This window comes from Enterobacter cloacae complex sp. 342H5 (genome assembly GCF_050030905.1).
Classification (GTDB): domain Bacteria; phylum Pseudomonadota; class Gammaproteobacteria; order Enterobacterales; family Enterobacteriaceae; genus Enterobacter; species Enterobacter intestinihominis.
Window position 1 is genome coordinate 1,274,845 of sequence record NZ_JBLGVB010000001.1, and the last position, 21,244, is coordinate 1,296,088.

At 61.1% G+C, this 21,244-nt stretch carries 18 protein-coding genes; 12 read left to right on the forward strand and 6 right to left on the reverse strand.

Annotation, left to right across the window (positions count from 1 at the left end):
- The first annotated feature begins 45 nt into the window (after positions 1 to 45).
- The 6 genes from ACQG03_RS06155 (at position 46) to ACQG03_RS06180 (ending at position 4,200) form a co-directional block, all read left to right on the forward strand.
- Complete coding sequence (locus tag ACQG03_RS06155) at positions 46 to 300, forward strand: hypothetical protein (protein ID WP_032621825.1); 255 nt, start codon at positions 46 to 48, stop codon at positions 298 to 300.
- A 2-nt stretch (positions 301 to 302) separates the two neighbouring features.
- Positions 303 to 587: a NadS family protein gene (nadS, locus tag ACQG03_RS06160; protein WP_003858821.1), complete on the forward strand. Its 285-nt coding sequence runs from the start codon at positions 303 to 305 to the stop codon at positions 585 to 587.
- 211 nt (positions 588 to 798) lie between these two features.
- Positions 799 to 1,710, forward strand: a complete 912-nt coding sequence (gene sitA, locus ACQG03_RS06165; protein WP_032624705.1) for an iron/manganese ABC transporter substrate-binding protein SitA — start codon at positions 799 to 801, stop codon at positions 1,708 to 1,710.
- 2 nt (positions 1,711 to 1,712) lie between these two features.
- Positions 1,713 to 2,519 carry an iron/manganese ABC transporter ATP-binding protein SitB gene (sitB, locus tag ACQG03_RS06170; RefSeq protein WP_023299548.1) on the forward strand — a complete coding sequence of 269 codons (807 nt, stop codon included), beginning with the start codon at positions 1,713 to 1,715 and terminating at the stop codon, positions 2,517 to 2,519.
- Positions 2,516 to 3,364 carry an iron/manganese ABC transporter permease subunit SitC gene (sitC, locus tag ACQG03_RS06175; RefSeq protein WP_032624704.1) on the forward strand — a complete coding sequence of 283 codons (849 nt, stop codon included), beginning with the start codon at positions 2,516 to 2,518 and terminating at the stop codon, positions 3,362 to 3,364. Before sitB ends, sitC begins: the two co-directional genes overlap by 4 nt.
- Entirely contained in the window at positions 3,361 to 4,200 is an 840-nt protein-coding gene (locus ACQG03_RS06180) for a metal ABC transporter permease (RefSeq protein ID WP_063163427.1), read from the forward strand. Before sitC ends, ACQG03_RS06180 begins: the two co-directional genes overlap by 4 nt.
- Here the strand turns inward: ACQG03_RS06180 and entD are convergent.
- Together entD and ACQG03_RS06190 are read right to left on the reverse strand one after the other, a co-directional pair.
- A complete protein-coding gene (entD, locus tag ACQG03_RS06185) occupies positions 4,136 to 4,825 on the reverse strand; it encodes an enterobactin synthase subunit EntD (protein WP_063147212.1) in 690 nt (229 codons plus the stop codon). The two genes, ACQG03_RS06180 and entD, sit on opposite strands and share 65 nt — an antisense overlap.
- A 519-nt stretch (positions 4,826 to 5,344) precedes the next feature.
- Entirely contained in the window at positions 5,345 to 7,585 is a 2,241-nt protein-coding gene (locus ACQG03_RS06190) for a TonB-dependent siderophore receptor (RefSeq protein ID WP_023299551.1), read from the reverse strand.
- Between the two features lie 146 nt (positions 7,586 to 7,731).
- Between ACQG03_RS06190 and fes the strand changes: the two genes are divergently transcribed.
- The 3 genes from fes to entF are packed head-to-tail and all read left to right on the forward strand — an operon-like array spanning position 7,732 to position 13,008.
- A complete protein-coding gene (gene fes / locus ACQG03_RS06195; RefSeq protein WP_038415624.1) occupies positions 7,732 to 8,931 on the forward strand; it encodes an enterochelin esterase in 1,200 nt (399 codons plus the stop codon).
- 10 nt (positions 8,932 to 8,941) lie between these two features.
- Complete coding sequence (locus ACQG03_RS06200) at positions 8,942 to 9,154, forward strand: MbtH family protein (protein WP_032624700.1); 213 nt, start codon at positions 8,942 to 8,944, stop codon at positions 9,152 to 9,154.
- On the forward strand, positions 9,151 to 13,008 hold the full coding sequence (gene entF / locus ACQG03_RS06205) for an enterobactin non-ribosomal peptide synthetase EntF (RefSeq protein ID WP_063163838.1): 3,858 nt from the start codon (positions 9,151 to 9,153) through the stop codon (positions 13,006 to 13,008). The genes ACQG03_RS06200 and entF overlap by 4 nt, the downstream gene beginning before the upstream one ends.
- Before the next feature lie 88 nt (positions 13,009 to 13,096).
- On the opposite strand, the gene fepC is transcribed toward entF, so the two are convergent.
- Genes fepC through fepD form a run of 3 tightly spaced genes read right to left on the reverse strand, consistent with a single transcriptional unit; the run spans position 13,097 to position 15,887 of the window.
- Complete coding sequence (gene fepC, locus ACQG03_RS06210; protein WP_038415628.1) at positions 13,097 to 13,897, reverse strand: iron-enterobactin ABC transporter ATP-binding protein; 801 nt, start codon at positions 13,895 to 13,897, stop codon at positions 13,097 to 13,099.
- A complete protein-coding gene (fepG, locus tag ACQG03_RS06215) occupies positions 13,894 to 14,883 on the reverse strand; it encodes an iron-enterobactin ABC transporter permease (RefSeq protein ID WP_074143152.1) in 990 nt (329 codons plus the stop codon). Before fepG ends, fepC begins: the two co-directional genes overlap by 4 nt.
- A complete protein-coding gene (gene fepD, locus ACQG03_RS06220) occupies positions 14,883 to 15,887 on the reverse strand; it encodes a Fe(3+)-siderophore ABC transporter permease (protein ID WP_022647378.1) in 1,005 nt (334 codons plus the stop codon). The genes fepG and fepD overlap by 1 nt, the downstream gene beginning before the upstream one ends.
- A 108-nt stretch (positions 15,888 to 15,995) precedes the next feature.
- Between fepD and entS the strand changes: the two genes are divergently transcribed.
- A complete protein-coding gene (entS, locus tag ACQG03_RS06225) occupies positions 15,996 to 17,222 on the forward strand; it encodes an enterobactin transporter EntS (RefSeq protein WP_023299557.1) in 1,227 nt (408 codons plus the stop codon).
- A 77-nt stretch (positions 17,223 to 17,299) separates the two neighbouring features.
- Here entS and fepB read toward each other — a convergent pair whose 3' ends face one another.
- Positions 17,300 to 18,259: a Fe2+-enterobactin ABC transporter substrate-binding protein gene (gene fepB, locus ACQG03_RS06230; protein ID WP_063163837.1), complete on the reverse strand. Its 960-nt coding sequence runs from the start codon at positions 18,257 to 18,259 to the stop codon at positions 17,300 to 17,302.
- Positions 18,260 to 18,447: 188 nt separating this feature from the next.
- Here fepB and entC point away from each other — a divergent pair, with 188 nt between their 5' ends.
- Both entC and entE read left to right on the forward strand, forming a co-directional pair.
- The gene (entC, locus tag ACQG03_RS06235) at positions 18,448 to 19,623 is read left to right on the forward strand and encodes an isochorismate synthase EntC (protein ID WP_023299559.1); all 1,176 of its coding nucleotides are present in this window, start codon (positions 18,448 to 18,450) and stop codon (positions 19,621 to 19,623) included.
- Between the two features lie 9 nt (positions 19,624 to 19,632).
- Entirely contained in the window at positions 19,633 to 21,243 is a 1,611-nt protein-coding gene (entE, locus tag ACQG03_RS06240) for a (2,3-dihydroxybenzoyl)adenylate synthase EntE (RefSeq protein ID WP_063163836.1), read from the forward strand.
- Position 21,244 lies beyond the last annotated feature (1 nt).

Sequence of the window (21,244 nt, forward strand, 5' to 3'; positions counted from 1 at the left end):
GCTGAAGCATTCGGGCTTTTGCTGCGTTTAGGGAAGGAACTATGGATGAGTCATGCGATAGAGTTTATCGAAACATCACTCTTTACCCGACAGATTAAAAGCATTGCTACGGATGATGAATTAAAGGATCTGCAAAAGGTGATCTATTTCATTATGGCCTATCCAAAATGCATAAAGGACAGCCTGACAGAGACAGAGAAAGCAGAACTTAAAAAGCTGACTTCCATTCTGAAAAATACTGCTTCCAGTGCCGTAAATTTGAGGTGTACTATGTACCCTAATCAGGCAGGTGGAGGCTGATAATGAGTATTTTTAATGAATTAAAATCTTCGCTTGAAGAGGCCGTTGAGATCCATAACGGAAGAAAAGCCGCTTCCCGGGTAACCCGCTATGAAGTTGCTGATGTGCGCGCCATCAGAGAGCAGCTCAATATCACGCAAAGCGAAATGGCGAAGGCGCTTGGCACGAGCGTCGATACGATAAAGAGCTGGGAGTCTAAACGTCGCAACCCAACCGGGCTGGCGGCGAAGGTACTTAATGTGATTCGGGAGAATCCTGCATTTTATAAGGCACTTGCCGGGCAGTGAGTCGCCCTTATGCCGGGTGGCGCTGCGCTTACCCGGCCTACAAAACTCCAAAACTGCTTTACCGTAGGCCTGATAAGCGAAGCGCCATCAGGCTCTCCCTCCGTTGACACAACTTTAATGATAATTATTTTCATTTAAATATAGCCTGTGCTATACCTTATAGCACGGGCTAATTTTGCTTTTAATTTAATCACCTCAGGAGACTTCTGCGATGCATCCACGGCAAGGATTGAAGCGTCTGTTGCTCGGCGCGCTGCTTATGACCGCGACCACAACCGGCGCGCTGGCGGCTGAAAAGTTCCAGGTCATCACCACTTTTACCGTTATCGCTGATATGGCGAAAAACGTAGCGGGGGATGCCGCAGAGGTCACCTCCATCACCAAACCGGGCGCGGAAATTCACGAATACCAGCCCACCCCGGGCGATATCAAACGCGCGCAGAAGGCGCAGCTGATCCTGGCGAACGGCATGAATCTGGAGCTGTGGTTCCAGCGCTTTTATCAGCATCTGAACGGCGTGCCGGAGGTGATTGTTACCAAAGGCATCACCCCGATGGGCATCAGCGAAGGGCCCTATAACGGCAAGCCCAACCCGCACGCGTGGATGTCGCCGGACAACGCCCTGATTTACGTCGATAACATCCGCGACGCGCTGGTGAAGTACGATCCGGCCAACGCGCAGACCTATCAGCGTAACGCCGACGCCTACAAGCAGAAGATCACCGCCACTCTCGAACCGCTGCGTAAGCAGGTCACGGCGATCCCGGAAGACAAGCGATGGATGGTGACCAGCGAAGGGGCGTTCTCCTATCTGGCGCGGGATTTGGGCCTGAAAGAGCTGTACCTGTGGCCGATCAACGCCGATCAGCAAGGCACGCCGCAGCAGGTGCGCAAGGTTATCGATCTGGTGAAAAAACATCACATTCCGGCGGTGTTCAGCGAAAGCACCGTCTCGGATAAGCCCGCTCGTCAGGTGGCGCGGGAAACCGGCGCCCATTACGGCGGCGTGCTGTACGTTGACTCCCTGAGTGCAGAAAACGGCCCGGTGCCGACCTATATCGATCTTCTGAACGTCACCACCCGCACGCTGGTGCAGGGCATCCGCGACGGGATGAAGGAGTAACCATGCAGAAGGGGATTGTTGTAACCGACGTGACCGTGACCTACCGCAACGGCCACACGGCGCTGCGCGACGCGTCGTTCAGCGTGCCGGGCGGATCGATTGCCGCCCTGGTGGGGGTTAACGGTTCCGGCAAGTCCACGCTGTTTAAGGCGGTGATGGGCTTTGTGCGGGCGGCGAGCGGCACTATCTCCATTCTTGGGCTTCCGCCTCACCGGGCGCTGCGCCTGAACCTGGTCGCCTACGTGCCGCAGTCGGAAGAGGTCGACTGGTCATTTCCGGTGCTGGTCGAGGACGTGGTGATGATGGGCCGCTACGGGCATATGGGGTTTCTGCGTCGACCTAAAGAGCGCGACAGGCAGATTGTAACCGACGCCCTGAAGCGCGTGGACATGCTTGAGCTGCGTCATCGGCAGATTGGCGAGCTCTCCGGCGGCCAAAAGAAGCGCGTGTTTCTGGCGCGGGCGATTGCCCAGCAGGGCGAGGTGATCCTGCTCGACGAGCCGTTTACCGGCGTGGACGTCAAAACCGAAGCCAGGATCATCAGCCTGCTGCGGGAGCTGCGCGACGAGGGTAAAACCATGCTGGTCTCGACCCACAATCTGGGCTCGGTCACGGAATTCTGCGATTACACGGTGATGGTCAAAGGCACCGTGCTGGCGAGCGGCCCGACGGATATCACCTTTACCGCCGAGAATCTTGAGCGCGCCTTCAGCGGCGTGCTGCGCCACGTGGTGCTCAGCGGCTCGGAAGATCGCATTATTACCGACGACGAACGCCCCTTCGTCACGCACCGACAGGAGGCCAAATGAACGTGCTTCTCGAACCCTTCGGCTACGAGTACATGCTCAACGCGATGTGGGTCTCGGCGATGGTGGGCGGGCTGTGCGCGTTTCTCTCCTGCTATCTGATGCTCAAAGGCTGGTCGCTGATCGGCGATGCGCTGTCGCACTCCATCGTGCCGGGCGTAGCGGGCGCTTACATGCTCGGGCTGCCGTTCTCGCTGGGGGCGTTTTTATCGGGCGGGCTGGCGGCGGGCAGCATGCTGTTTCTCAACCAGCGCAGCCGCCTGAAGGAGGACGCCATTATCGGGCTGATCTTCTCCTCGTTTTTCGGGCTGGGGCTGTTTATGGTCTCACTCAACCCGACCTCGGTGAACATTCAGACCATCGTCCTCGGCAATATTCTCGCCATCGCCCCGGAAGATATCGTCCAGCTGGCGATTATCGGCGTGGTGTCGATAGTTATCCTGCTGTTCAAATGGAAAGATCTGATGGTGACCTTTTTTGATGAGAACCACGCCCGCGCCATCGGTCTGCGTCCTGAACGCCTGAAAATTCTCTTCTTCACGCTACTGGCGGTCTCTACCGTGGCGGCGCTGCAAACCGTCGGCGCATTTCTGGTGATCTGTCTGGTGGTTACGCCCGGTGCGACCGCCTGGCTGCTGACCGATCGCTTCCCGCGCCTGTTGATGATTGCCGTCGCCATTGGCAGCATCACCAGCTTCCTCGGTGCGTGGGCCAGCTATTACCTGGACGGCGCCACCGGCGGCATTATCGTGGTCGCCCAGACGCTGCTGTTCCTGCTGGCGTTCGTCTTTGCGCCGAAGCACGGGCTGCTTGCCAGCCGCCGTCGGGCGCGGGAGGCACATCCATGATGACGCTGCTCCTCGAACCGTTCCAGTTTGCGTTTATGAACAACGCCCTGATGATTTCACTCCTGGTGGCCGTGCCCTGCGCGCTGCTGTCGGTTTTTCTGGTGCTGAAAGGCTGGGCGCTGATGGGCGACGCCATGAGCCACGCGGTGTTTCCCGGCGTCGTGCTGGCCTGGATGATGGGCCTGCCGCTGGCGCTGGGCGCATTCGTGGCTGGTCTGTTCTGCGCGGTCGCCACCGGATACCTGAAGGATAACAGCCGAATCAAGCAAGATACGGTTATGGGGATCGTCTTTTCCGGCATGTTCGGCGCCGGGCTGATCCTCTATATCGCCGTCAAACCTGAGGTGCATCTCGACCACATTCTGTTCGGCGATATGCTGGGCATTAACGGGATGGACATTTTGCAAAGCGGTCTCGTCGCGGGGTTGATTGCGCTGGTGATTGGCCTGAAGTGGCGCGATTTTCTGCTGTTCTGCTTTGACTATCAGCAGGCGCAGGCGAGCGGCCTGCGCACCCGCTGGCTGCACTACGGCTTACTGTGCATGGTTTCGCTGACCATCGTGGCGACGCTGAAAGCGGTGGGTATAATTCTGTCGATTTCGCTGCTGATTGCCCCCGGCGCGGTGGCGGTGCTGATCACCCGACGCTTTCACATGGCGCTGCTGGTGGCGGTCGCCGTTTCAGCGCTGGTGTCGGTAAGCGGCGTTTATGCCTCGTTTTATCTCGACAGCGCGCCCGCGCCGACCATTGTGGTCCTGTTCGCGATGGTGTTTATCGTGACGTTTGTGGTGACCAGCGTGAAGGCACGTCGGCAGGAGCGTGTGACAGCAGGGTGATGACCTGTTCGCCGTGCTGCTGCCAGTGAAGGGTGAAGGCAGTGCCTTCCTCAAAGCCTGCAAGTTGACGGGTCAATGCCAGCGTAAGCGTCCTGTCGTCGAGCAGGGTAATGCGGGCGCTGTCAAAACCCATCCAGGCCTGCACCTGCGGAAAGAGGGCCTTGAACAGGCTCTCTTTGGCGCTGAACGCCAGCGTGAGAGCAAGGGCGAACGGGTATCCCGAGCGGGAAAGCACAGGTTCTTCCTGCGTATCAATAATGCCGTCTTTGATTTCCCAGGCTTCGTTTTCGGAAAGGATCGTTTCACAATCGATGCCGATAAGCGCAGGGTATTGCGTGACGACGGCCATCGCCTGCGTGCCGCTGTGGGTGATGCTGCCGGAAATACCTTGCGGCCAGAGCGGTTCGCCGCTGGGGCCGATGCCGGGGATTACGCGCTCGTTTAGCGCATGCGCCGCGGCGATGCGGCCTGCCAGGTGGTCGGATTTGCGCTTGCGTCCGGCGTCAGCCAGCTGTGCGTGATGGGGGAGCCAGAGGAGATCGGCGTCGGTGAAGGTGGTGGGGTCGAAAGTGATGCGGTGAAGGGTGTGGCCGGCGAGAGAAAATGTGCTGTGGGTTGTGTGCATGGTTTTCCCTTCAGTATTGTGCAGCCTGATGCCCTCACCCCGGCCCTCTCCCTTTGGGCTGAGGGTTCCCCACAAATTAATGCGAGCACTGAGCAATCCCCTCGCCCCTCCGGGGAGAGGGTTAGGGTGAGGGGAACATACGACGGTGGTGGTCATTCCGTTCACTTTATGTTCCTTGCTACTCTGTAACGACATGACCGGTGAACGTGCCAGGGTGGCTCAGTCGCCACCACCCTGGCGACCCGGGCTCCCGGCGGTAAATCGCCGCTTCGCGGTGCCCTCGGCTTATTCCTTCCGGCTTATCGGGTACGGGCGGAGGCAACGTCCCTGTAAAGCCGCCCTCTCGGCGCATCCCTGCGCCTCGCCCCGGCCGGAAGGCAAACGCCTCAGCGATTTACAGCCGGACCAGGGCATCGCTGACAGCCCTCAGTCATTTAGAAAGCAACTTTATTGCTTCTGCATAAAAAAATTACTGGGGATCCCTCAGCCCACAGGGAGAGGGGGAAGTCACTGCCTGTATCAGAACCTTGTATTCACGCTCATGTACCAGGTGCGACCCGGTTCATTATACGTATACGCACCCGCACCGTACATATACGCACCCGTCGTGGTATTACCCGTGGTCTGGGCGTTACCGGCGCGCCACTGGCGCTTGTCGAAGACGTTGTCCACGCCGCCGGTCAGGCTGACGTTTTTGGTCACGTCCCAGGTCGCGCTCAGGCCAACGATGCTGTACGGGCTGACTTCGTCTTTCTCAGACCCGGTCACCGGCTGACCTTTGTAGTTGTACTTCTTCGGCTGCTGCTTGCCGTACCAGGTGAAGGTCGACTGCAATGAGACATCCTGACGTACCTGCCAGCTCAGGGTAGAGTTCAGCGTATACTCCGGGATGATCGACAGACGATCGCCGGTCTCCTTGTTCTTGCTTTGCAGCATGTAAGTGATGTTGTTGGTCCAGTTGATGGTATCGCTGACCGGCACGTTCAGGGAGCCTTCCAGACCTTCCACTACCGCCTTCGGTACGTTTTCCCACTGGTAGATATCGGTGGTGACTTTGCCGGTGGACGTCTGGCCAATCGGCGCGTAGCCCGCTTCAATCTTGTTGCGGTAGTCGTTGCGGAACCAGGTCACGCCCGCCAGCCAGCCGTCGCGTTTCCACTCCAGGCCAATCTCTTTGTTGATGCTGGTTTCCGCTTTCAGATCGTCGTTACCCATCATGTAGCAGCCCACGCCGTCGGAGCTGGCGTAGCAGCCCTGGCCTTTACTGTACAGCAGGTAGTTCGGGTTGGTCTGATACAGGCTTGGCGCTTTATAGGCGCGCGCGATGCCCATCTTCAGGGTGAAGTCATCCCCCAGACCTTGCGACAGGTTCAGGGACGGGCTCCAGTTATTGCCGACAATAGTGTGGTGATCGAAGCGCAGGGCAGGGGTCAGCATGGTGCTGTCGGTCAGCTCCATGTTGTTTTCGGCGAACAGGGAGAAGATCTCCGCTGACGTGTAGGGGCTACGGTCTTCGCTCATGCCCGGGATGGTGCCGCCCTGCTGGGTTTGCGTGAAGGAGGTCGAGTCCTTCATGCGCTGCTGGTTCCACTCGGTGCCGAGCGTCAGGTTCTGGTTCACAATGAAATCAATCGGCAGGTTGATTTCGCTGTGCAGCATCACGTCGGACAGATCGGTGTCGGTGAATTTATTGCTGTTGAACAGACCTTCAGTACCGCCCGCCAGTCCTTCACCCAGACGGGAGTTGCGGGTGTGCTCGTACTGCGCCCAGTTGCTGGTGGTAATGCCGTTATCCCAGCCGCCGTTCCAGGTCACGGCGAAGTTCTGGCGATAAATACGGTTCGTCTCTTTACCGTAGTTCTTCTTCACCAGCGCGTTGTCGTTGTTGGTGTTCTGCGTGTCGCCCGCATACAGGTTGTTCTGGCGGCTGTAGCCCGCTTCAAACTCCAGCGACTGCATTGGTGCGAAGTCCCAGCGCACCACGCCGTTGATGTCTTTGTTTTCCACACCTTCACGGCCTGCGGGCAGGGTGTTGGCGTAGGCACCGGTACGTTCAGACTGGTGACCCTGGTTGATGTCCCACGCATCGGCCTGGGTTTTGTCCAGGTTACCAAACATGCGGAAGCTGAAGTCGCCGCCCAGCGGGCCGCTCAGGCTGAAGTTGGTGCGTTTAGTCGAACCTTCGTCCTTATGTTCTGGCGCGTTCAGATAGGTGTTCCAGGAGCCGTGCCACTGGTCGTCAAATTTTTTGGTGATGATGTTCACCACGCCGCCCGCCGCGCCGTTACCGTAGCGTGCAGCGGCCGGGCCACGGATCACTTCGATGCGCTCGATCATCTCTGGCGGTACCCAGCCGGTATCGCCGCGGGTGTCACGCTCGCCGCGCCAGCCCAGACGGATGGAGTTGCGGCTGGTGACCGGCTTGCCGTCAATCAGGATCAGGGTGTTTTCCGGGCCCATGCCGCGAATGTCAATCTGACGGTTGTTCCCGCGCTGGCCGCTGGTGGAGTTGCCGGTCAGGTTAACGCCCGGCATGGTGCGGATGATTTCCGCCACGTCGCGCGCGGGCGGGTTTTTGCGGATCTCGTCGGCGGTGATGGTCGACACGCCCGGCGCCTGCAAATTCTGCTCGGCGGCGGTGATCACCATGGTGTCTTCGTGCTGCGCGGAGGCGGTGTTGTCGTCTGCCATGGCGGGCAGCGCGACACCATAAATCCCTAAATTGACCAGCAAGGCCAGAGAGTGAATCTTCTTATTCATTGTACGTCCCGCTTTTATGGTTATTTAATGAGCGCGCTTCCCACAGCGCGGGCATTACGCTATTGCAAATGCAAATAGTTATCAATAATATTATCAATAAAATTTGCTCTGAAACAAAAAAGACTGTTAAACATGGGGTTATAAGGGTGACGGCGTTAACAACCGGAAGTGAAGCGTGGTGGCAGGCGAAAAACGGGCCGGAACGGGAACGTCATCAGGAAAACTATCGCGTGACATTCTGGTGGCGGGACCCGGCGGGAACGCAGAAAACGTCGACGATTAAACGCGTCTGGCTCTACGTCACCGGCGTGACCGATCACCATCAAAATGCCCGTCCGCAGTCCCTTGAACGTATCCCGGATACCGACGTCTGGCAGTGGCAGGGCGAGTTCAGCCCCGAATGGCGCGGCAGCTACTGTTTTATCCCCTCCGACAATGAAGATGATTTTGCCAGCGCAGTGTTTGAAGGCGAGCAGCCGGACCGCATGGCGCTGCGCGAAGGCTGGCGCAAACTGCTGCCGCACGCGGTTTCCGATCCGCTGAATGCGCAGAGCTGGCGCGGCGGGCGCGGGCACGCCGTCTCGGCGCTGGAGATGCCGGAGGCGCCCGTACAGCCCGGCTGGAATCATCCCGATACGCCCTATAAAAAGCCTGTCTGCATTGAGTGGCACAGCGCGCGTCTGAAGAACCATCGCCGCGTGTGGATTTTTACCACCGGGGATGAAAGCCCGGAGCGCCCGCTGGCGGTGCTGCTTGACGGGCAGTTCTGGGCCGAAAGCATGCCCGTCTGGCCTGCGCTGGCGTCGCTCACCCATGAAGGCAAACTGCCGCCTGCGGTTTATGTCTTAATCGACGTCATTGACACCGCACACCGCAGCCGCGAGCTGCCGTGCAACCCTGATTTCTGGCTGGCGGTGCAGGACGAACTCCTCCCGCAGGTGAAAAGCATGGCCCCGTTCAGCGACCGCGCCGACCATACCGTGGTGGCGGGCCAAAGCTTCGGCGGGCTCTCTTCCCTCTATGCGGGCCTCAACTGGCCGCAGCGTTTTGGCTGCATCCTCAGCCAGTCCGGATCCTACTGGTGGCCGCACCGCGGCGCGCAGCAGGACGGGCTGCTCATTGAACAACTCAAAGCGGGTGAAAAAACCGCTCGCGGGCTGCGCATCGTCCTTGAGGCCGGGCGCAACGAGCCGCTTATCTTACGCGCAAACCAGGCGATCCTCGCCGAACTACACACTCAGCAACCGGTTTTCTGGCGTCAGGTTGACGGCGGACACGATGCGCTTTGCTGGCGCGGTGGGCTGACACAGGGGCTGATGACCCTCTGGCAGCCGCTTATTCAATAACGGAGTCTGTATGGAATTCAGCAATCCTTTCGATAATCCGCAGGGACAGTTCGCCATTTTGCAAAATGACCAGGGGCAGTACAGCCTGTGGCCGCAGGAGTGCGAGTTGCCCGCGGGCTGGCGCGTGGTGTGCGAACCGCAATCTCAGGAGGCGTGCCAGCAATGGCTGGCGGAACAGTGGCAGACGCTTGAGCCGTCTTATTTTGCGGGGGAGCGCGCATGAACCGTCTCCCTCTTGTCGCCGCCCAGCCGGGGATCTGGATGGCAGAGCAGCTTTCCTCCCTGCCAAACGCCTGGAGCGTGGCGCACTACACCGAACTGAAAGGCGCTATCGACGCGCCGTTGCTGGCAAAAGCCATCGCTGAAGGCATGATGCAGGCCGACACCCTGCGGATGCGTTTCGCTGAGGATAACGGCGAGGTGTGGCAGTGGGTCGATGAGGCCATGATCCTGCCGGAGCCGTCCATTGTGCGCGTTAACTCCCACGACGCCGCCGTGGCGCTGATGGAGGCCGATCTCAACCAGAACCTGCGCGTCGACAGCGGTCAGCCGCTGGCGTTTCACCAGCTGATTCAGGTGGGAGAAAACCACTGGTACTGGTATCAGCGGTATCATCATCTGGTGGTAGATGGCTTCAGTTTCCCGGCCATTACCCGTCAGATCGCCGCCATTTACGCTGCGTGGCAGAAAGGTGAACCTGCGCCCGCCTCCCCGTTTACTCCGTTCGCCGAGGTGGTGGAGGAGTATCAGCGCTATCGCGACAGCGAGGCGTATCAGCGCGACGGTGCTTTCTGGGCCGAACAGCGCAAACAGCTTCCTTCTCCGGTCTCGCTCTCTTCCGCGCCCCTGCCGGGACGTGCCGCCACCACCGACATCCTGCGCCTGAAAATGGCGATGGACGGCCGTGCGTTCAGCCAGCTTGCACAGGCGGCCGGACAAACGCAGCGAACCGATCTGGCGCTTGCGCTGGTGGCGCTGTGGCTGGGCCGCCTGACCGGACGGCTGGACTACGCCGCCGGGTTTATCTTTATGCGCCGTATGGGCTCCGCCGCGCTGACCGCGACCGGACCGGTGCTCAACGTCCTGCCGATGGCGGTGAATATTCGCCCGCACGAGAGCTTGCCAGCGCTGGCGCTGCGCCTGGCGAACCAGCTGAAAAATATGCGCCGCCATCAGCGCTACGATGCCGAGCAGATCGTGCGCGACAGCGGGCAGGCCGCAGGGGACGAACCCTTGTTTGGTCCGGTGCTGAACGTCAAGGTGTTCGATTATCAGCTGGATATCGACGGCGTGGAGGCCATTACCCACACGCTGGCGACCGGCCCGGTGAACGATCTGGAGCTGGCGCTGTTCCCGGACGAGCAGGGCGGACTAAGCATTGAGATCCTCGCCAACAGGCAGCGTTACGACGAGGCGACGCTGAAGGGGCACGCGGCGCGGCTGAACGCAATGCTGACGCAGTTTGCCGCCAACCCGGACCTGCGCTGTGGCGACGTGGAAACCGTATCAGAGCAGGAATACGCCCGGCTGGCGCGAATCAACGATACCGGGCTGGCGCTGCCGTCCACCACGCTGGCGGACCTTGTCGCGGAGCAGGCGAGCAAAACGCCAGACGCCCCGGCGCTGGCGGATGCCCATACTGAGCTGAACTACCGCCAGATGCGCGAGCAGGTGGTCGCGCTGGCAAATCTGCTGCGCGCGCGCGGCGTGAAGCCGGGCGACAGCGTGGCGGTGGCGCTCCCGCGCTCGGTGTTCCTGACTCTGGCGCTGCACGGGATTGTTGAAGCTGGCGCCGCCTGGCTGCCGCTGGATACCGGTTACCCGGACGACCGTCTGCGGATGATGCTGGAGGACGCGAAGCCGTCGCTGCTCATTACCACCGACGAGCAGCTTCCGCGCTTTAACGATCTGCCGATCGCCACCTTTAGTTACAACACACTATTATCGGCCACCGATGCTGAACCTCTGCGCCTGGCGAAGCCGGAGCAGACCGCGTACATCATCTTTACCTCCGGTTCGACGGGACGACCAAAAGGCGTGATGGTCGGCCATACCGCCATCGTTAACCGCCTGAAGTGGATGCAGGATCATTATTCACTGGCGGCGCATGACGTGGTGGCGCAGAAAACGCCGTGCAGCTTTGACGTGTCGGTGTGGGAGTTCTGGTGGCCGTTTATCGCCGGGGCGAAGCTGGTGATGGCCGAGCCGGACGCGCACCGCGATCCGCAGGCGATGCAGAGCTTCTTCGCACAATATGGCGTAACCACCACCCACTTCGTGCCGTCGATGCTGGCGGCGTTCGTCGCCTCGCTGACGCCGGAAAACGTCGACTGTTGCAGGACGCTGAAGCAGGTGTTCTGTAGCGGCGAGGCGTTGCCGACTGCGCTGTGCCGCGAGTGGGAACAGCTCACCCATGCGCCGCTGCACAACCTCTATGGCCCGACCGAAGCGGCGGTGGACGTCAGCTGGTATCCGGCGTACGGCCCCGAGCTGGCGGCGGTGGAAGGGAACAGCGTGCCGATCGGCTTCCCGGTGTGGAATACGGGGCTGCGCATTCTGGACGCGATGATGCGCCCGGTGCCGTTCGGCGTGGCGGGGGATCTGTATCTCACCGGCATCCAGCTGGCGCAGGGGTATCTGGGACGCCCCGACCTTACCGCCAGCCGCTTTATCGCCGATCCTTTTGCCCCCGGCGAGCGGATGTACCGCACCGGGGACGTTGCCCGCTGGCTGGACAACGGCGCGGTAGAATATCTGGGCCGCAGCGATGACCAGTTAAAAATTCGCGGTCAGCGCATTGAGCTGGGCGAAATCGACCGGGCCATGCTTGCGCTGCCGGATGTGGCCCAGGCCGTGGCGCACGCCTGCGTGTTCAACCAGGCAACTGCCACGGGTGGCGATGCCCGCCAGCTGGTGGGGTACGTTGTCTCCGAATCCGGCTTACCGCTGGATCGCGACGCGCTGCTAGCATCACTCAAAGCCCAACTGCCGCCACATATGGTGCCGGTGGTGCTGCTGCAAATCAGCGCGCTGCCGTTAAGCGCCAACGGCAAGCTGGATCGCAAGGCGTTGCCGCTGCCGGAGCTGACCAGCAAAACCTCTGGTCGCGCGCCTGAGACACAAACCGAAGTCGCCGTGGCGCAGGCGTTTTCTGCCCTGTTGGGCTGCGCAGTGAACGATATCGAAGCCGATTTCTTTGCCCTCGGCGGCCACTCGCTGCTGGCGATGCGCCTCGCGGCTCAGCTCAGCCGTGCGTTCAACCGCAAGGTCACGCCGGGGCAGATTATGGTCGCCTCGACGGTGAGTAAGCTTAGCGGCCTGCTGGACTCGCAGATGAGCGACGAGCAGGCGCAGCGTCTGGGGTATGAAACTGTTCTCCCGCTGCGTGAAAGCAACGGCCCGACGCTGTTCTGCTTCCATCCGGCATCCGGCTTTGCCTGGCAGTTTAGCGTCCTGGCGCGCTACCTCAGCCCGCGCTGGTCAATCGTCGGTATTCAGTCTCCCCGGCCTGAGGGGCCGATGGAGCAGTGTGCGGATCTCGATGCGGTGATCGAACATCATCTGAACACGTTGCGTAAGCAGCAGCCGCAGGGGCCGTATTATCTGTTCGGCTATTCCCTCGGCGGCACGCTGGCGCAGGGCATTGCGGCGCGTCTGCGCGAGCAGGGTGAAAACGTAGCGTTCCTCGGCCTGCTGGATACCTGGCCGCCGGAAACCCAGAACTGGGCGGAGAAAGAGGCTAATGGCCTCGATCCGGAGGTGCTGGCGGAAATTGAGCGCGAGCGTCAGGCGTTTATCGCCGCCCAGCAGGGGCAAGGTTCCAGCGAGCTGTTTAACGCTATTGAAGGCAACTACGCCGATGCGGTGCGGCTGCTCACCACCGCGCATAGTTCACGGTTCGACGGTAAAGCGACGCTGTTTGTCGCCGAACGCACGCGAACCATGGATCCGCAGGCCGCATGGGCGCCGTGGGTGAGTGCGCTGGAGGTGTACAGCCAGGACTGCGCCCACGTGGATATTATTTCACCGCAGGCGTTTGAAAAGATTGGGCCGGTACTGAAGGAAATTTTAGGATAGTGCAAATGCCCCTCACCCTAACCCTCTCCCACGGGGAGAGGGGATGGTTTGCTCCCTCTCCCCGTGGGAGAGGGCCGGGGTGAGGGCATCAGACCGCACGCTTGCCCAACGGCACCACCAGCGGCGTACCCGCCACCGGATCGTCAATAATCATGCAGCGCATGCCGTAGATCCGCGCGATCAGATCCGGCGTCACAATCTCCTTCGGCGCGCCCTGCGCCACAATCTCGCCGTCGCGCAGCGCAATCAGATGCGTCGCGTAGCGGCACGCCTGATTTAAGTCGTGCAGCACTGCCGCCAGGGTGTACCCCTGCGTGCGGTTCAGTTCGCTCAGCAGCTCCAGCAGATCAATCTGATGGCTGATATCGAGCCAGGTTGTCGGCTCGTCCAGCAGCATAATCGAGGTTTCCTGCGCCAGTACCATTGCAATCCAGGCGCGCTGGCGCTGTCCGCCGGAGAGAGTATCAACGCTTTGCTGGGCCAGATCGGTGATGCCCGTAGCCTGCATCGCGCGCTTCACCGCCTCGTCGTCCTCCTTGCGCCAGCGGGTAAACAGCGGCTGGTGCGGGTAGCGCCCGCGGGAGACCAGCTCCTGCACGGTGATATCCCCCGGCGTGGTGGCGTTTTGCGCCAGCAGGCCAATTCGGCGCGCCACCTCTTTGCTGGCGAAGCGCTGGATCTGCTCCCCGTCGAGGAACACGCTACCCTCAACCGGCGACATCAGGCGGCTCAGCGTGCGCAGCAGGGTCGATTTGCCGCAACCGTTCGGGCCGATAATGGCGGTGAAGTGGCCGTCCGGAATGGACACGGATAAATCCCGGGCAATGATTTTTTTGCCGTAGCCGAGGGTCAAGTTTTCGCCGCGCAAGCGGAATGTTGAATCTGTCATTTCTTGCGTGACTCCTGAACGAGCAAGACGATGAGGTAAATCCCGCCGAGGCTGACGGTCACCACGCCCACCGGCAGTTGATAAGGCATAAACAGCTGCTGAGCGCAGAGATCGGCGGCCAGCAGTAACAATGCGCCGCACAGCGCCGCCTGGGTTAATCCCCAGCGCGCGGTACCGCTAAGACGCCGCGCGATATGCGGGGCTACGAGGGCAATAAACGAGATCGGCCCGGCGATGGCGGTAGACGCTGCGGTCAGCAAGACCGCCACCAGCATCAGCATCAGGCGCGAGCGCTCTACGCTCACGCCCAGCGCGCAGGCGCTGTCGTCGCCCATCTCCAGCAGCCGCATGCGCCTGACCAGCAGCAACGCGCCAATAAACATCAGCAAAATCAGCGGCGCGGCGGGCCAGGTTTTTCCCCACGTCAGACCGTTGAGGGAGCCGGCGTACCACAGCCCGGCGGAGAGCGCGGTTTCCAGCGATGCCTGTAGCAGAAGCCAGGTGTTGAACGCCATCAGCATCGCACGGATGCCGATCCCGATGATGATCAGACGGAAGGTGTCGATGCCGTTGCGCCAGGCCAGGGCCCAGATAAGCAGGGAGGTGAGAATACCGCCCGCCATCGCCGTAAAGGTAATGGCCGTAAGATGCTGCCCGAACAGCACCATCGCCACCAGCACGCCGCTCCACGCGCCGGTATTCAGGCCCATCACGTCCGGGCTCCCGAGGGGGTTACGCATCAGCGACTGGAATATCGCGCCGCTGACGCCAAGCGCCGCGCCCACCAGGATCGCCATCGCCACGCGCGGCAGTCGCCATTCGGTGACCACCATGGTGATGTTACGCGGCGCGCTGCCGCTGAGAGCGTGAAAGACCTGCGCGAAATCAAGCGTTACGGCACCGCTTTGCAGGCTCCAGACCGTCAGCAGCAGACTGGCGACGACCAGCAGGGCGACGCTGGTAAGTAAACGACGGGACGGGGCCATCATGCGCCACCCCCGCGTCTGCGTCGAACCAGGAAGATCAGCACCGGCGCGCCGATAAAGGCGCTGACCACCGAGACGCGCAGTTCACCCGGCACCAGCAGGCGGCCCAGTACGTCAGCAAAGAGCAGCAGGGCAGGGGTCGCCAGCAGCGTGACCGGCAGCGACCAGCGGTGATCCGCCCCCACCAGCCAGCGCGCCATGTGCGGCATCATCAGGCCGATAAAGGCAATCGGCCCGACCACGGCGGTCGCGCTGCCGCAGAGCACGGTAATGGCAAGTAGCCCCGTCAGCTGCGTGCGCGCCACGCGGTTGCCGAGGGCGGTCGCGGTATCGCTGCCGAGGCTCAGGCTGTTCAGCGCCCGGCTTAAACAGAGCGCCACGGCGGCAGCGACGATCGTCGGGATCACCACCACCTTTAAGGTTTCAAGGGTACGAATATCCAGCGAACCCGCCTGCCAGAAGCGCAGCTGGTCATACACGTCCGGGTTGAGCAGGGCGATGCCGTTGGACAAGCCTTCCAGTACCGCCGCGAGCGCTACGCCCGCCAGCGTTAAGCGTACCGGGCTGAGCTGGCCGCCGCCCTGGCTGCCGGTAAACGCCACCACCAGCGAGGCCGCCAGCGCGCCGCAAAAAGCCATCATCAGCTGTTCAGAGGGGGACGTAAATCCAAACAGCGCTGCGCCGAGCACGATGGCAAAGCTGGCGCCGGAGTTAACGCCGAGAATGCCGGGGTCCGCCAGCGGGTTGCGGGTGAGGGTTTGCATCAGGGCACCGGCAAGGCCGAGCGCACCGCCAGCCAGCAATCCGGCAAGGGTTCGGGGCAGGCGAGCGTCGAGCACGATGGTGCAGTCGGCGCTCTGACAGGTACCGGATAGCGCATCGACAATAACGGACGCGGGCAGCGGTTTTGCGCCGACCAGCAGGCTGAGTGCAATCGCAAGGATTAGCAGTAGCAATAAAACGGGCACGGCAAGGGCGCGCACCGCAGAAGAGGAAAACGACATAGCAACATCCATGATTTGATAATGATAGTGATTATCGTTATCTATCTTATTTGGCTATGTTAGCATGTGCGCCCATGGAATGGGTAGAAATAGACTCAAGGCTTTGTCATGAATCAAAAATCCTGGCTGCTTAACCTCAGCCTGCTCAAAACACACCCGGCGTATCGCGCCGTTTTTATCGCTCGCTTTATCTCCATTTTGTCCCTCGGTCTGCTTGGTGTGGCCGTACCGGTGCAAATCCAGACCATGACTCACTCCAGCTGGCTGGTGGGGTTATCCGTCACCTTAACCGGCGGGGCGATGTTTATCGGCCTGATGGTGGGCGGCGTGCTGGCGGACCGCTACGAGCGTAAAAAGCTGATCCTGCTGGCGCGCGGCACCTGCGGGGTGGGCTTTGTCGGGCTGTGTCTGAACGCCATGCTGCCGGAGCCGTCGCTGGTGGCCATTTACGTGCTGGGATTGTGGGACGGCTTTTTTGCTTCGTTAGGCGTGACGGCGCTGCTGGCGGCCACGCCCGCGCTGGTCGGGCGCGAGAACCTGATGCAGGCGGGGGCGATCACCATGCTCACCGTACGTCTCGGCTCGGTGATTTCGCCGATGGTGGGCGGTCTGTTGCTGGCGACCGGCAACGTGGCGTGGAACTACGGCCTTGCCGCGGCGGGAACGTTTATTACCACCCTGACGCTACTGCGTCTGCCGCTCCTGCCACCCCCGCCGCAGCCGCGCGAGCATCCGCTGAAGTCCCTGATGGCCGCGATTCGTTTCCTGTTCAGCAACCCATTGATTGGCGGGATTGCGCTGCTCGGCGGCCTGCTGACGATGGCGAGCGCCGTGCGCGTGCTGTATCCGGCGCTGGCGGGTGAGTGGCAGATGAGCGCCTCAGAGATTGGCGTGCTGTACGCCGCCATTCCGCTCGGTGCGGCCTTCGGGGCGCTGACCAGCGGCAACCTGGCGCAGAGCGCGAGACCGGGGTTGATCATGCTGGTGGCGACGCTGGCCTCGTTTATCGCCATTGGTTTCTTTAGCCTGATGCCGGTGTGGGCGCTGGGGGTGATGTGTCTGGTGATTTTCGGCTGGCTGAGCGCGGTCAGCTCTCTTTTACAGTACACCCTGATCCAGACCCAGACGCCGGAAGGGATGCTCGGGCGCATTAACGGCCTGTGGACGGCGCAGAACGTCACGGGCGATGCGATTGGCGCGGCGATCCTCGGCGGGCTGGGGGCAATAATGACCCCGGTGGCGTCGGCGAGCAGCAGCGGGTTTGTGTTAGCCGTTGTTGGCGTGATTTTACTGGCGGTTCTGGTGGAGTTGCGTCGGTTCAGGCAAACCCTGTAGGTCGGGTAAGGCGTAGCCGCCACCCGACAAAACGCCCGGTGGCGCTGCGCTTACCGGGCCTACGGGGAACGTGCCACTTATTTAAAAATTGAATTCAAACGCTGCAACACCAACATCGCGCTGTAATAATCCAGGCGGAACGTCTCGGTTCCTAATGCCCAGACGCGCTTGTTCTTCACCGACGGCAGATGCGCCAGCAGCGGGTTGGCGTAAATCGCGTCCACGTCTTTCTGATCGCCGGCAAACACGAACAGCCCTTCGCCGTTCAGCCCCGTCGCCAGGTTTTCACCCCCTAACTGGATAATGTCGTGGCGTTTGCCCTGACTTTTTGAGGTGTGCAACCCGGCAGGCACGTCGGCCAGCGTAAAGCCCAACTGGTGCAAAAGCTTGCCCTGCGCGGAGTCTGTCGTCCACAGGTTCGCCGTGTGCGCCGCGGCGGTGTAGACGATGGCGTTCACCGGCTGTGGCGGCAGCTTCATCTGCTGTTTCACCTTGGCGAGCTGTTTGTCGAAGGCAGCGATGCGCTCTGCGGCCTGTGTCTCCTTCCCGGTGATCGTCCCCAGTTGGGTCAGCAGTTCCTGCCAGCTTTTGTCGTCGTAGTTAATGATAAGCGTCGGCGCGATGGCGGAAAGCTGATCGTAGAGCGCCAGCGCGGAATCCCCGCCGGTGGCGCTGATCAAAATCAGGTCCGGCATCTGGGCCGCGACGGCTTCGGCGCTCGGCTCGCCGATGTACAGCCGGGCAACCTTACGCTGTTTGGCGATATCGCCCCACTGACGCAGGAAGCCCTGCGCATCCGCCACGCGGTTGTTTGGCGTGGTCGCGCCGCTGGCAATGACCGGCGCGTCAATGGCCAGCAGGGAGCCGGTTAAGGTCACGCTGGTGGAGACAATGCGCGTCGGTTTGCTCTCAAGCGTGTGAACGCCGCGGCTGTCGGTGACCTGACGCGGCCAGTCGTCGGCGGCGGCTGAGGTTAGTCCTAAAACAAAAAGTCCTGTTAAAAGAAGGGCATTGCGGCAAACGGCAGCGATTTTCACAGAGCGGCATCCTGATTTTATTGAAGATAATGCTTCTCATTTTCAGGGCTGTAGGGAAGGGATGCAAGCGTTTGTCGCACAAGTTATTTGCCCGACGGTTGACAGCGGGGCGATGTGGGATTAGGTTAGCCGACGAAAATATAAATGATAATCATTATTGCTTCTTTTATCATTTTAAGGAGGATGATATGGACACGTCCCTGGCTGAGGAAGTTCAGCACACCGCGACAACGCTGCAATCAGACAGCTTTTTCTTTATGTCGCCTTACCGCAGTTTTACCACGTCCGGCTGTTTTGCCCGTTTTTCTGAACCCGCCGTCGGCGGTGACGATCCGGCGGGTCCCTTTCAGCAGAAATTAGCTCAGGCTTTCCGGAATGCGAAAAACAGCGGCATTGCCCATCCGGTGATGGTAGGGGCGATCCCCTTCGATACCCGCAAACCGTCATCGCTGTTTATTCCGCAACGCTGGCAAACCTTCTCCCGCCCGGCGCGTCAGCAGTCCGCACGTTATGCCTCCGGCGCGCAGACGCTGAACGTGCAACAGCGCACCGAGATCCCGTCGCAGCCGGTTTTCGAGGAGATGGTTGCTCGCGCCGCGTCGCTCACCGCTACGCCGCAGGTGAATAAGGTGGTGCTGTCGCGCCTGATTGATATCGCTACCGACAAACAGATCGATAGCAGCGCGCTGATGGAGCGTCTTATCGCCCAGAACCCGGCGAGCTTTAACTTCCACGTACCGCTGGAAGACGGCGGCGTGCTGCTGGGCGCCAGCCCGGAACTGCTGCTGCGCAAAGAGGGCGCGCACTTTAGCTCGCTGCCGCTGGCAGGCTCTGCGCGCCGTCAGCCGGACGATGTGCTGGATCGCGAAGCGGGCACTAAGCTGCTGGCCTCCGAAAAAGACCGCCACGAGCACGATCTGGTCACGCAGGCGATGAAAACCATTCTGGAACCGCGTAGCCATCATCTGAGCATGCCGGCTTCCCCGCAGCTCATCACCACCCCGACGCTGTGGCATCTGGCCACGCCGGTAGAAGGTGAGGCACGTGAAAACGAGAACGCCCTGACGCTGGCCTGCCTGCTGCACCCGACGCCCGCGCTGAGCGGCTTCCCGCATCAGGCGGCAAAAGAGCTGATTGCCGAGCTGGAGCCGTTCGACCGCGAGCTGTTCGGCGGCATCGTCGGCTGGTGCGACAGCGAAGGTAACGGCGAGTGGGTGGTAACTATCCGCTGCGCGCGGCTTCATCAAAATACCGTTCGCCTGTTTGCCGGCGCGGGCATTGTGCCTGCCTCCTCCCCGGTCGGCGAGTGGCGCGAGACGGGCGTGAAGCTCTCCACCATGCTCAACGTGTTTGGTTTGCACTAAGGAATACTCATGACCATCCCTTTTACCCGCTGGCCTGAGGAGTTTGCCCGCCGCTACCGTGAAAAAGGCTACTGGCAGGATCTGCCGCTGACCCACATCCTGACGGACCATGCGGACAGCGATACGGTCGCGATAATTGACGGCGATCGCCGCATCACCTACCGCGCGTTTAATCAGGCGGTGACGCATCTGGCGTCCTCCCTTCAGGCGCAGGGGCTGCATCGCGGTGAGACCGCGCTGGTGCAGCTTGGCAACGTGGCCGAGTTCTACATCACCTTCTTCGCGCTACTGCAAATCGGCGTCGCGCCGGTCAACGCGCTCTTTAGCCATCAGCGCAGTGAACTCAACGCCTACGCGGAGCAGATCAAACCCGCCGTGCTGATTGCCGATCGCGACCACGCGCTGTTCTCGGGCGACGATTTTCTCAACACCTTTGTGGATGCGCATCGCTCGGTACGCGTTGTGCTGCTGCGTGGCGATAAGGGCGAACATGCGCTGGAGGCGGCGATTGCGCGCCCGGCGGACAATTTCATCCCGAACCCGACGCCCGCCGACGAAGTGGCGTTCTTCCAGCTCTCCGGCGGCAGCACCGGCACGCCGAAGCTGATCCCGCGCACGCATAACGATTACGACTACAGCATCCGTCGCAGCAACGAAATCTGCGGTATCACTGCGCACACCCGCTATCTGAACGCGCTTCCCGCGGCGCACAACTACGCCATGAGCTCGCCAGGATCGTTAGGCGTTTTCACGGCGGGCGGCTGCGTGGTGCTGGCGAACGATCCGAGCGCCACGCTCTGCTTCCCGATGATTGAGCAGCATCAGATAAATGTCACCTCGCTGGTGCCGCCTGCGGTCAGCCTGTGGTTGCAGGCGATTGCCGACGGCGCGGGGAACGCCCAGCTGAAATCCCTCAGGCTGCTCCAGGTGGGCGGCGCACGCCTCTCCGCCACGCTTGCGGCGCGCATTCCGGCGGAAATTGGCTGCCAGCTTCAGCAGGTGTTTGGCATGGCGGAAGGGCTGGTGAACTATACCGCCCTCGACGATGCGCCGGAGCGCATCATCAATACCCAGGGCCGCCCGATGTGCCCGGACGATGAAGTGTGGGTGGCGGACGAGGACGGCAACCCGCTGCCGCGCGGGGAGGTCGGGCGTCTGATGACGCGCGGCCCTTACACCTTCCGCGGCTATTTCAACAGCCCGGACCACAACGCCAGCGCCTTCGATGCCAACGGCTTCTACTGCTCGGGCGATCTGATCGCCATCGATGAGCAGGGTTACATCACCGTGCAGGGGCGCGAGAAAGATCAGATCAACCGCGGTGGCGAGAAGATCGCCGCCGAAGAGATCGAAAACCTGCTGCTGCGCCACGACGCGGTGATCCACGCCGCGCTGGTGAGCATGGAGGACAGCCTGCTGGGCGAAAAAAGCTGCGCGTACCTGGTGGTGAAACAGCCGCTGCGCGCGGTGGAGGTGCGCCGCTTCCTGCGCGAGCAGGGCGTTGCCGAATTTAAGCTGCCGGACCGCGTGGAGAGCGTGGATGCGCTTCCGCTCACGCCGGTCGGCAAAGTTGATAAGAAACAGTTGCGCCTGTGGCTTGCTGAACGCGCCCGGGGCTGAG

Excerpts from the sequence above, each read along its gene's own strand:
- ACQG03_RS06155 (WP_032621825.1), top strand. The coding sequence starts at position 46 with ATGAGTCATGCGATAGAGTTTATCGAAACATCACTCTTTACCCGACAG.
- ACQG03_RS06180 (WP_063163427.1), top strand. The coding sequence starts at position 3,361 with ATGATGACGCTGCTCCTCGAACCGTTCCAGTTTGCGTTTATGAACAAC.
- entE (WP_063163836.1), top strand. The coding sequence starts at position 19,633 with ATGACCATCCCTTTTACCCGCTGGCCTGAGGAGTTTGCCCGCCGCTAC.
- ACQG03_RS06200 (WP_032624700.1), top strand. The coding sequence starts at position 8,942 with ATGGAATTCAGCAATCCTTTCGATAATCCGCAGGGACAGTTCGCCATT.
- nadS (WP_003858821.1), top strand. The coding sequence starts at position 303 with ATGAGTATTTTTAATGAATTAAAATCTTCGCTTGAAGAGGCCGTTGAG.
- fepG (WP_074143152.1), bottom strand. The coding sequence starts at position 14,883 with ATGGCCCCGTCCCGTCGTTTACTTACCAGCGTCGCCCTGCTGGTCGTC.
- entF (WP_063163838.1), top strand. The coding sequence starts at position 9,151 with ATGAACCGTCTCCCTCTTGTCGCCGCCCAGCCGGGGATCTGGATGGCA.
- entD (WP_063147212.1), bottom strand. The coding sequence starts at position 4,825 with ATGCACACAACCCACAGCACATTTTCTCTCGCCGGCCACACCCTTCAC.
- entC (WP_023299559.1), top strand. The coding sequence starts at position 18,448 with ATGGACACGTCCCTGGCTGAGGAAGTTCAGCACACCGCGACAACGCTG.
- ACQG03_RS06190 (WP_023299551.1), bottom strand. The coding sequence starts at position 7,585 with ATGAATAAGAAGATTCACTCTCTGGCCTTGCTGGTCAATTTAGGGATT.
- fepD (WP_022647378.1), bottom strand. The coding sequence starts at position 15,887 with ATGTCGTTTTCCTCTTCTGCGGTGCGCGCCCTTGCCGTGCCCGTTTTA.
- sitA (WP_032624705.1), top strand. The coding sequence starts at position 799 with ATGCATCCACGGCAAGGATTGAAGCGTCTGTTGCTCGGCGCGCTGCTT.
- fepC (WP_038415628.1), bottom strand. The coding sequence starts at position 13,897 with ATGACAGATTCAACATTCCGCTTGCGCGGCGAAAACTTGACCCTCGGC.
- sitB (WP_023299548.1), top strand. The coding sequence starts at position 1,713 with ATGCAGAAGGGGATTGTTGTAACCGACGTGACCGTGACCTACCGCAAC.
- entS (WP_023299557.1), top strand. The coding sequence starts at position 15,996 with ATGAATCAAAAATCCTGGCTGCTTAACCTCAGCCTGCTCAAAACACAC.
- sitC (WP_032624704.1), top strand. The coding sequence starts at position 2,516 with ATGAACGTGCTTCTCGAACCCTTCGGCTACGAGTACATGCTCAACGCG.